This is a genomic window from Microcoleus sp. F10-B2 (assembly GCF_036704965.1).
Lineage (GTDB): Bacteria > Cyanobacteriota > Cyanobacteriia > Cyanobacteriales > Microcoleaceae > Microcoleus.
In genome coordinates, this window is sequence record NZ_JAUBTB010000015.1 from 73,002 (window position 1) to 89,346 (window position 16,345).

Sequence of the window (16,345 nt, forward strand, 5' to 3'; positions counted from 1 at the left end):
ATGACTAACTTAGAAGCACTTGACAATATTAATGAAATAGCCATTGTTGGCATGGCCGGCCGTTTCCCCCAAGCCGAAAATCTCGATGAATATTGGCAAAATCTGCAAAACGGCATTGAGTCCATCTCATTCTTTTCAGATGCCGAACTGCAAAATATAGACAAAAATCTGCTGAACAATCCCAATTACGTAAAAGCAACAGCCGTACTAGAAGGCATTGAATCCTTTGATGCTTCATTCTTCGGCTACTCTCCCAGAGAAGCCGAAATTATGGACCCGCAATCCCGCATTTTCTTAGAGTCTGCTTGGGAAGCTCTGGAAAATGCGGGCTACAATACTGACACTTATCAAGGTCGGATTGGTATTTACGCCGGTGCAAGTGTCAACACCTACTTACTATTCAATCTTTTTGCTAACCCTGACTTGTTAGCAACAGTCGGACTCGACCAAATTAAATTTGGCAACCATCAAGATTTGCTGACTACGCGAGCCGCGTATAAACTTAACCTCCAAGGCTCCGGCATCACCATTCAAACCGCTTGTTCTACTTCATTAGTTGCAGTTCACTTAGCTTGCCAAAGCTTGCTGTTTGGCGAATGCGATATGGTATTAGCTGGCGGTGTTTCCGTTTCTGTGCCACAGAAAGCAGGGTATTTATATCAAGAAGGGGGAATTTTATCTCCCGACGGACATTGCCGAGCTTTTGATGCTCAAGCTAGGGGAACTGTTGGCGGTAGTGGTGTGGGAATTGTAGTTTTAAAGCGATTAAAAGATGCTTTAGAAGATGGCGATCGCATTCATGCAACCATCCTCGGTTCTGCCATCAATAATGACGGCTCTTTAAAAATTGGTTACACGGCCCCTAGCGTTGAGGGTCAAGCAAAAGCGATCGCAGAAGCTCAAGCCATAGCCGGCATCGATCCTGAAACAATCAGTTACATCGAAACTCACGGCACCGGCACTGCTTTAGGCGATCCAGTGGAAATCGCCGCTCTCACGCAAGCGTTCTCACTTCGTACCAACAAAAAAGGCTTTTGCGCGATCGGTTCAGTCAAAACCAATATCGGGCATCTAGGCGCAGCAGCAGGCGTTGCCGGCTTAATTAAGACGGTTTTAGCTCTCAAACACAAGCTGATACCACCCAGCTTGCATTTCGAGCAGCCCAATCCCGAAATAGATTTCGCCAACAGCCCTTTCTACGTCAACAGTTCCCTGTCCGAGTGGAAAGCAGATCGATCGCGCCTGGCCGGCGTCAGTTCCTTCGGCATTGGTGGCACAAATGCTCACGTTATTCTCAAAGAAGCGCCAACAGTCGAAGTATCGGAAGTTTCCCGCCCTTGGCAGTTGTTGGTACTTTCTGCGAAAACAGAATCGGCACTGGATGCGGCTACAGCCAATCTCACTTTGTACCTCAAACAAGAGCCCAATGGCAACCTCGCTGATGTTGCTTATACTTTGCAAGTGGGCCGGCGCACTTTTAACCACCGCCGAATCGCTATTTGCCAGAACCTCAGCGGTGCAGTGAAAACGCTGGAAACCCTGGAACCGCAACAAGTTTTGACCCACTACCAAGAACCGTGCAACCCGGCGATCGCGTTTATGTTTCCCGGTCAAGGATCTCAGTATATCGACATGGGTCGGGAACTTTATCAAACCGAACCGATATTTCGCGAGCAAGTCGATCGGTGTTCGCAACTGCTCAAACCTCACCTCAATTTCGATTTGCGATCGCTGCTTTATCCCAGTGAAGCACAAGCAGAAACGGCTGCCGAACAGCTTAAACAAACTTATCTTGCTCAGCCGGCTTTGTTTGTCATTGAATACGCCTTGGCTCAATTGTGGATGGCGTGGGGCGTGCGGCCAGTGGCTGCGATCGGTCACAGCATCGGCGAGTATGTAGCTGCCTGTCTTGCTGGTGTCTTTCCCCTGGAAGCAGCACTGGAACTGGTAGCAATTCGAGGCCGGCTGATGCAGCAGCTACCCGCTGGTGTGATGGTCTCCATTTCGCTTCCAGAAGCCGAAGTGCGATCGCTACTCAACGAAGAACTATCTCTAGCTGCCAGCAATGCACCGTCTTCCTGCGTGGTGTCAGGTTCGTTCAGCGCTGTAAATGACCTAGAAAATCGTTTAGCAGAGCGAGGTTTAGACTATAAGCGCTTGCATACCTCTCACGCCTTTCATTCCCAAATGACCGATCCCATTTTGGAACTGTTTGCAGAGAAAGTAAAAAAAGTCAAACTGACACCGCCCCAGATTCCTTTTATTTCCAACGTCACCGGCACTTGGATCGCAGATGCAGAAGCCACCGATCCGACTTATTGGGTGAAACACCTGCGGCAAACAGTGCGCTTTAGTGATGGCATTGCCGAACTGCTGCAAGAGTCAGAGCGAATTCTGCTGGAAGTCGGGCCGGGGCGGGTTTTGAGTACCTTCGCTAAACGGCATCAGGTTCGCGATCGCGATCGCGATCGCGCGATCGTAACTTCAATGCGCCACCCAAACGAGCAACAATCAGATATCGCATTCTTGCTGAAGGCGCTGGGGCGGCTGTGGCTAACAGGAGTTGAGATTGACTGGCCGAGTTTTTATGCCCGCGAACAGCGCTTCCGCATCCCCCTACCGACTTATCCGTTTGAGCGTCAGCGTTACTGGATCGAACCTCATTTGAAAGGCGGAAATGCCAGCGATATTCAAACTAAGTTAGAGAAAAAACCGGATCTTGCAGATTGGTTTTATCTGCCTTCTTGGAAGCGTTCTCCTCTCCCTGAAAAGGGGCTATCTATGGCGTCGGAAGCAGAACAAGAGTCGTGCTGGCTAGTTTTTATTGATGCTTGGGCGATCGCAGCCGAAGTGGTGAAACGCTTGCAACTTCAGGGCAAAAATGTCATTACTGTAACTGCTGGCAAAGAGTTTGCTATTGTGGGCGATCGGGCCTACGCAATTAATCCCCAACAGCGGGAGGACTACGACACTTTAGTTGCAGAAATCCAGGCGCAGCATCAGATCCCAAATGCGATCGCCAAACACTCTTGGCATATTGCCCATTTTTGGAGCCTCGCGCCTTACGAGCAAACGCGAACGGAAGCAGCTCAAAATATAGGTTTTTACAGCCTGCTATTCCTAGCACAAGCTTTAGAAAAACACGAGATTAGCAATCCTGTCGATCTCTTAGTCGTCACAAGTAACATACACGACGTGACCGGAGATGAGGAATTATTTCCCGAACAAGTTACTGTTTTAGGGCCGTGCAAAGTTATTCCCCAAGAATATCCTCATATCACTTGCCGCACCGTTGATATTGTTATTCCTCCTACTCCCAAAACTTCGCCCGAAGAGAAACTAATCGACCAAATTTTCGCGGAATTTATTGCAAAAACACCTGATTTATGTATTGCTTACCGGGGCAAACATCGCTGGCTACAGACATTTGAAGCAGTCCGCTTAGAGGGAGCAAATGTTGGGAAAACGCGGTTGAGGGAAGGAGGAGTTTATCTAATATTGGGCGGACTTGGAGGGATTGGCGGAGCGCTGGCAGAATATCTCGCTGAGGCGGTACGGGCAAAACTAATCTTGATAGGGCGTTCTACTATTCCCGATCGAGAAGAGTGGGAGCAATGGCTGATTGCTCACAGCGATGAGGATAAGATTAGCTGCAAAATCCGCAAAGTGCAGGCATTAGAGGAATTAGGTGCTGAAGTTTTAGTTGGCAGCGCCGATATTGCTAATGAAGGAGAAATGCGGGCACAGGTCGCACAAGCGGTCGAGCGTTTTGGCAGTATTCACGGTGTAATTCATGCAGCAGGAATTGCGGGCGGCGGATTAATTCAACGGCAAACCCCAGAAATGGTAGCCAAGAGTTTTGCATCCAAAATCAAAGGAACGCAAGTGCTAGAGGCAATCTTCAAAGAGAGCCAGCTAGACTTTTTTGTACTCTGTTCGTCATGCCGATCGCTTTTAGGCGGCCCGGGACGGGTAGACTATTGCGCGGCCAATGCTTTTCTGGATGCTGTCGCTCACAAAAATAATTCCAGAAATGGTACTTTCACCGTATCGATTAACTGGGGGACTTGGCGAGAAGTGGGGATGTCAGTAGACACACTGCGCCGACTTAATCTTCAACCAGAAACAGCCTTAAAAGAAGGAATGTTATCGACAGAAGGTGTTGATGCTTTCAGTCGCATACTTGGCAACTCTCTGCCTCAAGTAATAGTATCGCCGGAAGATTTGCACGCCCGAATCGAGTACGAAAATGCTGCATCTACAGTATCTAGTTTCCTAGAAAAAGTAGAGAATTCTCGCCGCTCTCAGCCAACGCACCCGCGACCTCAACTGAGCAATAGTTATGTTGCTCCCAGAAATCAAATTGAGCAAACACTTGCCGAAATCTGGCAACAATTGCTCGGTATTGAAGAAGTGGGCATCGACGATAACTTTTTTGAGTTGGGCGGGGATTCAGTTCTCAGCATTCAGTTGATTGCTAGAGCGAGTAAAGCTGGTATTCAACTGAGCAGCAAACTAATTTTTGAGCGCCAAACGATCGCGGAATTAGCAGCAGTCGCCGGCACAAATATCAGTCAAGCCGAACAAGGTTTAGTGACTGGAGCACTGCCTCTGACACCGATTCAGCACTGGTTCTTCGGACAAAATCAGCCCGAGCCGCATCACTGGAATCAGTCAGTTTTGTTGGAGGTGATGCAACCTCTCGATCCCAGCTTGTTAGAGCAGACTTTCCAGCAATTGGCGATGCACCACGATGCCCTGCGCCTGAGATTTACCCCTTCTGAGTCAGGTTGGCAACAAATCAGTTGCGCTGATGATTTAGTTGTGAAATTGACGCGGCGGGATCTGTCGCCGCTATCAGAAATTGACCAAAAATTAGCTCTGGAGGCAGCAGCAGCAGAATTGCAAGCCAGCTTAAATTTGACAAGCGGGCCGCTGGTGCAGGTTGGTTTGTTCGATCGAGGTATGAATCGGCCTCATCTCCTGCTAATTGTTATCCACCATCTAGCCGTGGATGCTGCATCTTGGCGGATTTTGCTCGAAGACTTCCAAACGGCTTATCACCAACTCGCGCAGGGTAAAGCAATTCAGCTTCCACTTAAGACAACTGCCTTCAAACAATGGGCAGAACAATTAAAAAACTGGGTTCAGTCAGAAAAATTACAAGGAGAGTTGGACTACTGGCTGGCAGACCGCACTCAGGTATTACCTTTGCCGGTGGACTGTGCCGGTGGCGCGAATACTGTAGCCTCGGCTCAAACCGTGTCGGCTGTGCTCAGCGCCGCAGAGACTCAGGCACTTTTGCAGGAGGTGCCGACAGTTTACCGCGCTCAGGTTCAAGATGTGCTGCTTGCTGCTGTGGTAAAGGCTTTTGCCCAATGGACAGGCGTACCGTCGCTGCTGCTCGATTTGGAAGGGCGCGGGCGGGAGGTAATTTTTGAAGGCGTTGATTTATCGCGGACTGTGGGTTGGTTTACTACTATTTCTCCGGTAGTTTTGGAGTTACGGGAATCTGACACTCCGGGAGAGACGCTGAAGGCGGTTAAGGAGGAACTGCGGCGGATTCCCAATGAGGGCATTGGCTACGGTGTATTGCGCTACTTGAGCGGGGATTCGGCAATTACCTCAAAATTGGCAGCGCTTCCCCAAGCGGAAGTAGTTTTCCTTTATCTCGGTCAATTTGAAGATAGTTTGCCTCTATCTTCTCTGTTTAAGCTTAACCGCGAGTTTAAGGTTGGCGATCGCAGCCCGCGCGGTACTCGCCCCCACCTACTACAGATATCCGCCTTTGTTACTGGCGGTCAAATGCGCCTGGAGTGGACGTACAGCGAGAACGTACACCGGCGCGATACAGTCCTGGACTTGGCTCAAGGATTTGCAGAGGCTGTGCGCGAACTGATCGCCAGCAGTCAGTCAAAAGAGGCCGGCGGCTACACGCCTTCAGATTTTCCCGCAGCCAAAATCAGCCAAAAAGATTTTAGTAAGTTACTCGCTCAAGTCACTCAACTCGATCGGAGGAATTCTTAAATGAACGGCGAAAACATTGAAGATATTTACGAACTTTCACCGATGCAGCACGGCCTGCTTTTCCACACGCTTGCTGCCCCAAATTCGGGGGTGTATTTCGAGCAGCTAAGCTGCACTTTGCAAGGCAATCTTGATGTCGCAGCCTTTAAGAGCGCTTGGCAGAAAGTTGTAGAAAGGCATCCAATTTTGCGGACTGCTTTTTATTGGCAGGATCTCGATCGCCCGTATCAAGTAGTGTACCGGCAAGTTGATTTGCCGATCGCCCAGCAAGACTGGCGGGAACTATCTGCGATCGAGCAACAAGAGCGGCTAGAATTTTTCTTGCAAAGCGATCGCGATCGGGGTTTTGAACTTTCCCAAGCACCGCTAATGCGTTTAGCCTTAATCCGGCTAGCTGACGATACCTATCAATTTGTCCGCAGCCACCATCACATCCTACTTGATGGCTGGTCTTGGTCTTTGCTTTGGAAAGAAGTTCACGCTTTCTATCAAGCTTTCTCCCAAAATCGGGATTTAAACTTGGAACAACCCCGACCTTATAGAGAGTATATTGCTTGGCTACAGGAGCAAGACTTCTCTAAAACTGAGATCTTCTGGCGCCAAAAGCTCAAAGGATTCGCTGCACCCACGCCGCTGATGACCGAGGGGGCGGGCACGGGGGCACCGCCCCTACAACCAAAGGTGGGCGAAGATGATAAACAGCGGATCTCGCTGTCGGCAACTGCGACAGTAGCCTTACAATCCCTAGCGCGACAGCATCAACTTACCTTAAACGCCGTCGTCCAGGGTGCTTGGGCGCTGCTTTTGAGTCGCTACAGCGGTGAGGAAGATGTTGTTTTTGGAGTGGCTACCTCTGGCCGGCCGGCGGAACTGGCGGGGGTAGAATCTATGGTGGGGTTATTTCTGAATGCGCTACCGCTGCGAGTGCAAGTGCTTCCCGATTTTTCTGTTGTGCCTTGGCTGAAGCAACTTCAATCTCAACAAGTGGAGGCGCGACAGTACGAATACAGTACGCTGGTACAAATCCATCAAGTGAGCGAGATTCCTAGCGGTCAGCCTTTATTTGAGAGCATTCTAGTTTTTAATAACTATCCGATGGATGCTTCAAAATGGCAATTGAGTGCAAGCATTGGGGCTAGCAATTATCAGACTTATGAAAAAACGAACTATCCGCTGACGGTTTTGGTAGAGCCAGGTTCGCAGTTAAAGCTGGAGATTGCCTACGATACCCGCCGTTTTGATGCTGCTGCGATCGCTCGGATGCTAGGGCATTTTCAGACTTTGCTCGAAGGTATGGCGGCTAATCAAAATCAGCGCTTAGCGCTGATTTCGCTGTTGACAGCAGCAGAATTGCATCAACAGTTGGTGGAATGGAATAACACTCACAAAGATTACCCGAAAGATAAGTGCATCCACCAACTGTTTGAGGAACAAGTGGAGAAATCGCCCGATGCAACTGCGGTAATCTTTGAGGATACGCACCTCAGCTATAAGGAACTAAATCGGCGATCGAATCAGTTAGCGCACCGCTTGCGAAAATTAGGCGTCGGTCCCGATGTACTTGTCGGCATCTGCGTGGAGCGATCGCTCTCAATGTTAGTAGCAGTGCTGGGCGTTCTCAAAGCCGGCGGTGCTTACGTTCCCTTAGATCCCGCCTATCCCCAAGAGCGCCTAGCTTTCATGCTAGAAGACGCTCAAGTTAAAGTGTTGCTGACTCAGAAGCAGTTAGCCGAATTTACTAATTTGACTGAAATCTTACCTTTGGCGATCGTCTATCTGGACGCTGACTGGGAAACTATCGCTTGTGAGAACGATTTTAACTCGATTAGCGAGACTAACTCTTCTCACTTGGCTTACACAATCTATACTTCCGGTTCAACTGGGAAGCCTAAAGGCGTTCAAATTCGGCACCGCGCTGTCGTCAATTTTCTCACTTCGATGCGCCATTCTTTGGAAGTGACGGAGCGAGATATTCTTCTATCCGTCACTACTTTGTCTTTTGACATTGCAGCCTTAGAACTTTTCTTACCAATTATTACAGGCGCTTCCACCGTTGTAGCCAGCCGGGAAGTCGCTGCTTCAGGAACTCTTTTAGCAGAACAACTGGTTAAATCTGGCGCTACTTTTATGCAAGCAACGCCGGCGACTTGGCAGATGTTGCATGACGCTGGATGGCAAGGTAACAAACAATTAAAAATCCTCTGTGGCGGTGAAGCTCTCTCTCCGAAATTGGCTGGTCAATTGTACCAAAAAGGCTCTGCTCTCTGGAATTTGTACGGCCCTACAGAAACCACAATTTGGTCGATGATTCAACCGATTGACTCTGAGGATAAACCGATTTCGATTGGACGCGCGATCGCCAATACCCAAGTTTATATTCTCGATCGCCATCTCCAACCCGTCCCCATCGGTGTTGCAGGCGAACTGCACATCGGTGGTGACGGACTAGCGCGCGGCTACCTCAACCGTCCCGATCTAACTGCTGAGAAATTCATTCCCAACCCTTTGATTGATTCAAAAGGATCGCCTTGTAGGGGCGGTGCCCCCGTGCCCGCCCCCGTGTCCGTGCTCTACAAAACAGGCGATCTCGTTCGCTACAGACCCGACGGTAACATTGAATATCTCGGTCGGCTTGACCATCAGGTGAAAATCCGAGGCTTCCGCATTGAGTTGGCAGAAATTGAAGCAGTTTTGAACCAACATCCAGGAGTAAGTGCGATCGCAGTTTTAGCGAGAGAAGACGAAGCCGGCAACAAGCGCTTAGTTGCTTACATCGTCCCTGACTACAAACGTCCGCCTACCGTTACCGAACTGCGGAACTTTCTCAAACAGAAACTGCCAGAATACACGATTCCCTCGGCTTTCGTAATGCTGTCTACCTTACCCCTGACACCCAACGGTAAAGTTGACCGCCGTGCCCTACCAGCGCCCGATACAGCTAGACCTGAGTTAGAAAAAGCTTTTGTTGCGCCTCGCACCCCTGTAGAAGAAGTGTTAGCGGCTATCTGGCTGGACATTTTAGGGTTAGACCAACTGGGAATATATGATAGCTTTTTCGAGTTGGGCGGTCATTCACTGCTGGCTACCCAAGTCATCTCGCGCCTGCGATCGGCTTTTCAGGTGGATGTGGCGATGCGGTGGCTGTTTGAGTCGCCGACTGTTGCTTCGTTGAGCGATCGGATTGAGGTGGCGCTGAAAGCAAAAGCTGGCTTGAAAATCCTGCCGATTGAAAGGGTTTCGCGCGATCGGCATCTACCCCTCTCCTTTGCTCAACAACGGCTGTGGTTCTTGGATCAATTGGAACCAAACAGCGCCGCTTACAACATTCCAGCAGCGGTGCGGATCGCCGGCAACCTCAGCGTGGCGGTACTCTTACAATCTCTCAACGAAATCGTGCAGCGTCACGAAATCTTGCGAACTACCTTTACAGCCATAGATGGCAAACCCATCGCAATTATTGCCCCAACTTTGACCTTAAAGTTACCTGTACTCGACTTGCAACATCTCCCGGAAACACAGCGAAACGCTGAAGTTTTGCGACTAGCAGAAGTTGAAGCTCAGCAGCCTTTTGACTTAGCCCAAGGCCCACTATTGCGAGCAACGTTGCTGAAATTAAGCGAAGCCGAATATGTGGTACTGTTCGCAATGCACCACATTATTTCCGATGGTTGGTCTGCTGGCGTACTCCTCCGAGAAATAGCGACGCTTTATGAAGCCTTTTCTAACAATAAACCTTCGCCGTTACCGGAACTTCCGATCCAGTACGCCGACTTTGCCGACTGGCAGCACCGATGGCTACAGGGAGAAGTATTGCAAACTCAGTTGTCTTATTGGCAGCAACAGTTAGCCGGCGCTCCTCCTGTTTTGAACCTCAAAACAATAGCAACAAAATTGCCGAATTTGCCCGAAAAAAATACCGGAGATTCCTTCCTACTTCCCACCAAATTATCAGAAAAACTCAAGGCCTTGAGCAGACAAGAGGAAGTCACTTTATTTATGACGCTGTTGGCTGCTTTTCAGACGCTATTGTACCGCTACACAAATCAAGATGATATTGTAGTTGGTACGGATGTTGCTAATCGCAACCGAGCCGAAACAGAACCGCTAATCGGTTTTTTTGTCAACCTCTTAGTTTTGCGTACCAGCTTGTCTGGCAACCCTAGTTTTCGGGAACTGTTACGACGGGTGCGCCAAGTTGCTTTAGATGCTTATGCTCATCAAGACTTACCCTTCGCCAAGTTAGTAGAAGCTGTGCGGCCCGATCGCAGTGCGAGCACAACGCCGCTATTTCAAGTATTATTTGTCCTCCAAAATACCCCAATGCCGGCTTGGGAATTTTCCGACCTAACCCTGACTCCCCTAGAGTTTGACACCGGAAAGGCAAAGTTTGATTTGGTTTTATTTATGGAGGAAACAAAGCAAGGAGTTGTCGCTAAATGGAAGTATAATCCCGAGATTTTTTCCTCTCAAGCGATCGCTCACTTGTCAAATAATTTAGAAGCGCTGCTGAATAGCATTGTCGGGCAGCCTGACGCCGGAATCGATACGCTGGAAATACCTATGAACACTGAAAAGGAAAAACAACTTGCAGAAACAGTTAAACGCGAGGAGACTAAGTTCAAAAAATTTATTCAGGCTAAACCCAAGGCTACAAGTTTGCCCCAAGGACAATTAATCAAAACAGATTACCTCAATCCCGGGCAAACATTTCCCTTAGTCATTCAACCTGATGTCCCTGAACTGGACTTAGCTGACTGGGCTAAAAACGAGCGGGAACTTATCGAAACAAAATTGTTAAAACACGGAGCAATTCTGTTTCGAGGCTTTCATATTAAATCAGTAGTAGACTTTGAAAACCTTGCTTTAGCGATTTGTCCAGAGTTGTTTAGCGAGTATGGCGATTTACCTCGGCAAGTTGCTAGCGGTAAAGTTTACGGTTCTACTCCTTATCCGTCCGACCGCGCAATTTTGTTTCATAATGAAAGTTCCCACTTACACCGATGGCCGCTAAAAATTTGGTTTTTCTGCGTACAACCAGCTCAAGCAGGCGGAGAAACACCAATTGTTGACTGTCGGCAAATGTACCAACTTCTCGATCCGAAGTTGCGAGAAAGATTTGAGCAAAAGCAATTAATGTATGTCCGCAACTACACTGAAGGTTTAGATGTCAGTTGGCAAGAGTTCTTTCGTACCAATGATAAAAAAGAGGTGGAAGATTATTGTCGGCAAGCAGATATTGACTTTGAGTGGCGGGAAGATAATAGCTTAAAAACTCGCAAAGTGCGAGCAGCGATCGCAAAGCATCCTAAAACCGGAGAGTGGGTATTTTTTAATCAGCTTCAGTTACACCACATCTCCTGCCTAGACTTAGATAGCCGCCAATCAATGCTGTCAGTATTTGGCGAGCAAAATCTGCCACGGAATGTTTATTACGGAGACGGTTCTCCCATTGAAAATTCTGTCATGGAAGAAGTTGGAGCGGTTTATGAGAAAGCTAAAATCAGTTTTCCTTGGCAGCAAGGAGATGTGCTGATGCTAGACAATATGCTAGCAGCACACGGTCGGAATCCTTACGCGGGCGATCGCAAAATTTTAGTAGCAATGGGAGAAATGATTTGCAGCCAAAACATCTAATATCAAATGGAAAAAACTAGCAACTCTCTAACTTCTTTTTTTAAGGGGAATTTAGGGATATCGCTAGCCTGTAATATCAAATCCGCCCTTCATCGGAATTATTCATCTCTCTGTTCTCTTCCTCTGCGTTCTCTGCGTACTCTGCGGTTTAATCATTCCAATGCAACCGGAATTGATATAACCTGGTTTTTTCTCTTCAATAATCGAGTCCATTCTATAATATTAAACTAGCAACAATGCAAAACACAATTGTCGAAGGGTTTCGGATTTCACCCCAACAAAAACGTCTTTGGCTGTGGCAGAAAGAAAGTTGTGCTTATCGCGCCCAGTCTGCTATCCAGCTTGAGGGTTCGCTGAATATCGCAATCCTAAAAACAGCTTTAGAAAGAGTTGTTAGTTTGCATGAAATATTCCGCACGATTTTTTACAGACGACCGGGAATCAAAATTCCTCTTCAAGTAGTAACCGAGCGCAGTAACCTTTCCTGGCATGAGGTTAATCTCACCCATTTATCCCCAAATGAACAATCAATCAGAATAGAAGAATTGTTTCAGGAAGAAAGGCATTTTATTTTCAAGTTGGAGACGGGGCCTCTGTTGCGTTCAAACCTAATTTATTTGTCAGCTAACAAGCACATTTTGCTAGTGACTGTGCCATCACTCTGTGCAGATAGTTGGACGCTCAAGAATTTATTTTACCAAATCGGTAATGCCTATGCTGCTTGCTTGGAAGGCAAAGAGCTATCTGAGGAACCGATACAATATGTCCAGTTTTCCGAATGGCAGAATGAATTGCTAGAGGGAGAGGATACAGAGCAGGGAAAAGCTTATTGGAGTCAGCAAGCTGTCTGCAATTTTCCACCGCTGACTCTTCCTTTTGAGGCCAAGCTAAAGGATCAGATCATATTTGAGCCTAATGTTTTTGCTTTGAATATTGAGCCAGATTTAGTGGCAAATATGGAAGCGGTCGCAGCTTTACATCATGCCACAGTTGCTGAATTTTTGTTCGCTTGTTGGCAGACTTTAATCTGGCGATTCACAAAACAGTCAGACATTATCGTTAGCACTGTCTGTAATGGCAGAAAATATGATGAACTGCATGAGATGCTGGGATTGCTTGCGAAATTCCTGCCTGTGCGTTGTTCTTTTGAGCGAGACTTTAAATTCACTAAAATCTTGGGGCAAGTTACCGAAACAATCGGCAATAACCGCAAATGGGAAGAATATTTCGTAGGGGAAGAAGAGCAAGAAACAACTGTTAGCGGTGTTAACTTCCCAATTAGTTTTGAGTTTGAAGAATGCGCGAATAAATATGAGGCTGGCGGTATTGTGTTTTCCGTTGATAAACAATACGCCTGCTTTGAGCCATTCAAAGTTAAGCTAACCTGCTTGCAAAGAGAACAATTTACGATCGCAGAGTTTCACTACGATGCCAAATTATTCTCGATAGCAGATATCAAACGTTTAGCAGGACACTTTCAGACTTTGGTAGAAAGTGCTGTGAGTAACCCAGAAGCTAAAGTCAGCGAATTAGAGATTTTGAGCGATCGCGATCGCCATCAACTGCTTGTCGAATTTAACAATACTCAGACTGATTACCCGCAAGGTAAGTGCATCCACCAGCTTTTTGAGGAACAAGTACAACAAACACCAGACAAAATTGCTGTCGTCTTTGAAGACAAACAGTTGACTTATGCTGAACTTAATGCACGCGCCAATCAATTAGCTCATTACCTACAAAAATTAGGTGTTGTCCCAGATATGCCAGTGGGGATATATGCAGAGCGATCGCTCGATACCATCGTCGCCTTACTCGGTATTCTAAAATCAGGTGGATCTTATCTGCCTCTAGATCCAGCATTACCAGCAGAAAGTTTAGCAAACCGGTTGCAAGATGCCCAGGTCTCGATACTTTTAACACAGCATTCGCTTGTTCAAACGCTACCAAATTGCCCCGCCCAAGTAATCTGCTTAGATACAGATTGGCACGTAATCGATCGAGAAAGCAACGCCACTCCAGCTAGCGAGGTAAAATGCGAAAACTTAGTCTATTTACTGTTCACCTCTGGATCTACAGGCAAACCCAAAGGTGTAGCGGTTGAACACCGACAACTCCTCAATTATTTGTACGGTATTTTAGACAGATTAGACTTGCGGATTGCTAACAGTTTTGCTACCGTTTCTACCTTCGCTGCTGACTTGGGAAACACGGTAATTTTCCCAGCTTTATGTACGGGGGGATGCTTGCATATAATATCTCAGGAGCGGGCATCCGACCCAGTAGCACTAGCAGATTACTTTAACCGCAATCCTATTGACTGTCTCAAGATTGTTCCCTCCCACCTCGCCGCTCTTTTAGCCTCTTCCCCAACTCAGTTTATCTTGCCCCAGACTCACCTCATCCTTGGCGGTGAAGCTGCTACCTGGGAGTTAATTGAAACTATCCATCAGCAAGCACCTAAATGCCAGATTTTCAATCATTATGGCCCGACAGAAACAACTGTAGGTGTACTCACTTATTCAATTAAAAAGTTAGCCTCTCTTTCCAAAAGTGTACCCCTCGGACTACCTCTACCTAATACGCAAATCTACGTGCTAGATGAACAACTGCAACCCGTACCAATAAATCTACCAGGGGAATTATATATCGGCGGAGCGGGATTAACTAGGGGCTATTTAAACCGACCCGAAGAACAAATAGAGCGTTTTATTGACAACCCTTTTATTCCCGGAACAATGCTGTACAAAACCGGGGATTTAGCCTGCTATTTACCGGATGGAAACCTTGAGTTTTTAGGACGCACCGACAATCAGGTAAAAATTAGAGGTTTTAGGATTGAAATGGGAGAAATTGAAGCATTACTAAATCAACATCCCGGAGTATGGCAGTCTGCGATTTCAGTTTGGGAAAATGAGCCAGGAAATAAACGCTTAGTAGCCTATGTTGTTCCCAACAACAAACTAGCACTCAACTCCAATGAACTCCGAATTTTCTTGAAAGAAAAGCTGCCTGAATATATGCTTCCTTCAGCTTTTACGATCTTGAAATCTCTGCCTCTAACTCCCAATGGAAAGGTGGATCGCCAGTCATTACCAGCCCCCGATCAATCTCGCCCGGAACTCGAAGCTGTCTATGTAGCAGCGCGTACCCCGATAGAGGAAAAACTGGCTGAGATTTGGAGAAAAGTCCTTGATATTGAACAGGTAGGCATTCATGACAACTTCTTTGAATTGGGCGGTCATTCCTTGCTCGTAACTCAGCTTCTTGCCCTAGTGCGAAGTGTTTTTGAGGTGGATTTACCTTTGCGGAGCTTATTTGAAATGCCCACTGTCGCCGGCTTAGCTGAAACCCTTGAGACTACTTTGGGAACAAAAATCTCTCCTGTCAAAACTGGCGTAGAAACTTTCGATCTAAATGCTGAAGCTGTCTTAGATCCAGAAATTAACCCTAATGCTGCTACTTGTAATTTTCCGGTTTCAGAAAATGCTATTTTCTTGACGGGAGCAACAGGATTTTTAGGAGCTTTTTTACTTGATGAACTGTTGCATAAAACTGCTGCTGATATTTACTGCTTAGTGCGATGCCCTAATATTGAACTAGGCAAAAAGAAGCTGCAAAATAGCCTTGAAGCTTATTTACTGTGGAATGAATCTTTTACCACTAGGATTATTCCGGTTTTAGGAGATTTGTCAATGCCTCTTTTAGGGCTTTCCGAGGAAGAGTTTGGAGCGCTTGCTAGTAAGATTGACACTATTTATCACAATGGTGCGCTGGTTAACTTTACTTATCCCTACGCTGCCCTCAAAGCAGCTAACGTTTTCGGCACTCAAGAAGTCTTGAGGTTGGCTAGTCAAATTAAACTAAAGCCGGTACATTTCATTTCCACAATTGGTGTTGTTGGATCGACGACTGGCGTTATTGAATCTGTTGATAGTTCTGAGGTTAAAGTCATTAAAGAACAGGATAGCCTGCCTCGCGCCGACGCGCTCTCCAGTGGCTATACTCAGAGTAAATGGGTTGCCGAAAAGCTAGTAACAATTGCTCGCGATCGCGGTTTTCCTATCACTATTTACAGGCCGGGACGGATATCAGGAGACAGTAAGACGGGAGTTTGCAACCCAGACGATCATACATTCAGAACGATTCGAGGCTGTATCCAACTCAAAAGCGTTCCCGATCGCAACTCGATGGTGAATCTAATCCCTGTAGACTATACTAGCCAAGCGATCGTTCATTTATCAAGGCAAAAAGAATCTCTAGGAAAGGTGTTTCACTTAGTTAATTCGCACCCGGCTCATTGGAGTGAAATTATCACCTGGATTCACTCATTTGGCTACCCGCTAGAACCAGTTCCCTACGATATTTGGCGAGCAAAACTCCTTGATGCTGCTGGGCGATCGCAAGAAAACGCATTAACTCCACTTGTGCCAATTTTTACTCAACAGGCATCTACTAGCGCCAATCCAATTGAATCGCCAAAACCCATATCTAACTTAGCAGCGCAACATTTTGACTGCCAAAACACGCTGACCGGACTCGCAGGAACTTCGATCGCTTGTCCGCCTGTAGATAGGCAATTGTTTAGTACCTATTTCTCGTATTTGATTCGGAGTGGTTTTCTAGATGCTTTGGAATCGAGTTAGATCGATCGTTAGTCGGTGAAACCAGAAATTGAATTGAGAAG

The 16,345-nt window shown here is 47.1% G+C and carries 3 protein-coding genes; all 3 read left to right on the forward strand.

The window, feature by feature from the left end:
• The 3 genes from QUA99_RS08490 (at nucleotide 1) to QUA99_RS08500 (ending at nucleotide 16,304) form a co-directional block, all read left to right on the forward strand.
• On the forward strand, nucleotides 1-6,027 hold the full coding sequence (locus QUA99_RS08490; RefSeq protein ID WP_333235627.1) for an SDR family oxidoreductase: 6,027 nt from the start codon (nucleotides 1-3) through the stop codon (nucleotides 6,025-6,027).
• On the forward strand, nucleotides 6,028-11,661 hold the full coding sequence (locus tag QUA99_RS08495; RefSeq protein WP_333235628.1) for an amino acid adenylation domain-containing protein: 5,634 nt from the start codon (nucleotides 6,028-6,030) through the stop codon (nucleotides 11,659-11,661). It abuts the gene before it with no gap.
• A gap of 236 nt (nucleotides 11,662-11,897) precedes the next feature.
• Nucleotides 11,898-16,304 (forward strand): amino acid adenylation domain-containing protein, encoded by a 4,407-nt coding sequence (locus tag QUA99_RS08500; RefSeq protein WP_333235629.1) that lies wholly within the window; start codon nucleotides 11,898-11,900, stop codon nucleotides 16,302-16,304.
• The last annotated feature ends 41 nt before the right edge of the window (nucleotides 16,305-16,345 follow it).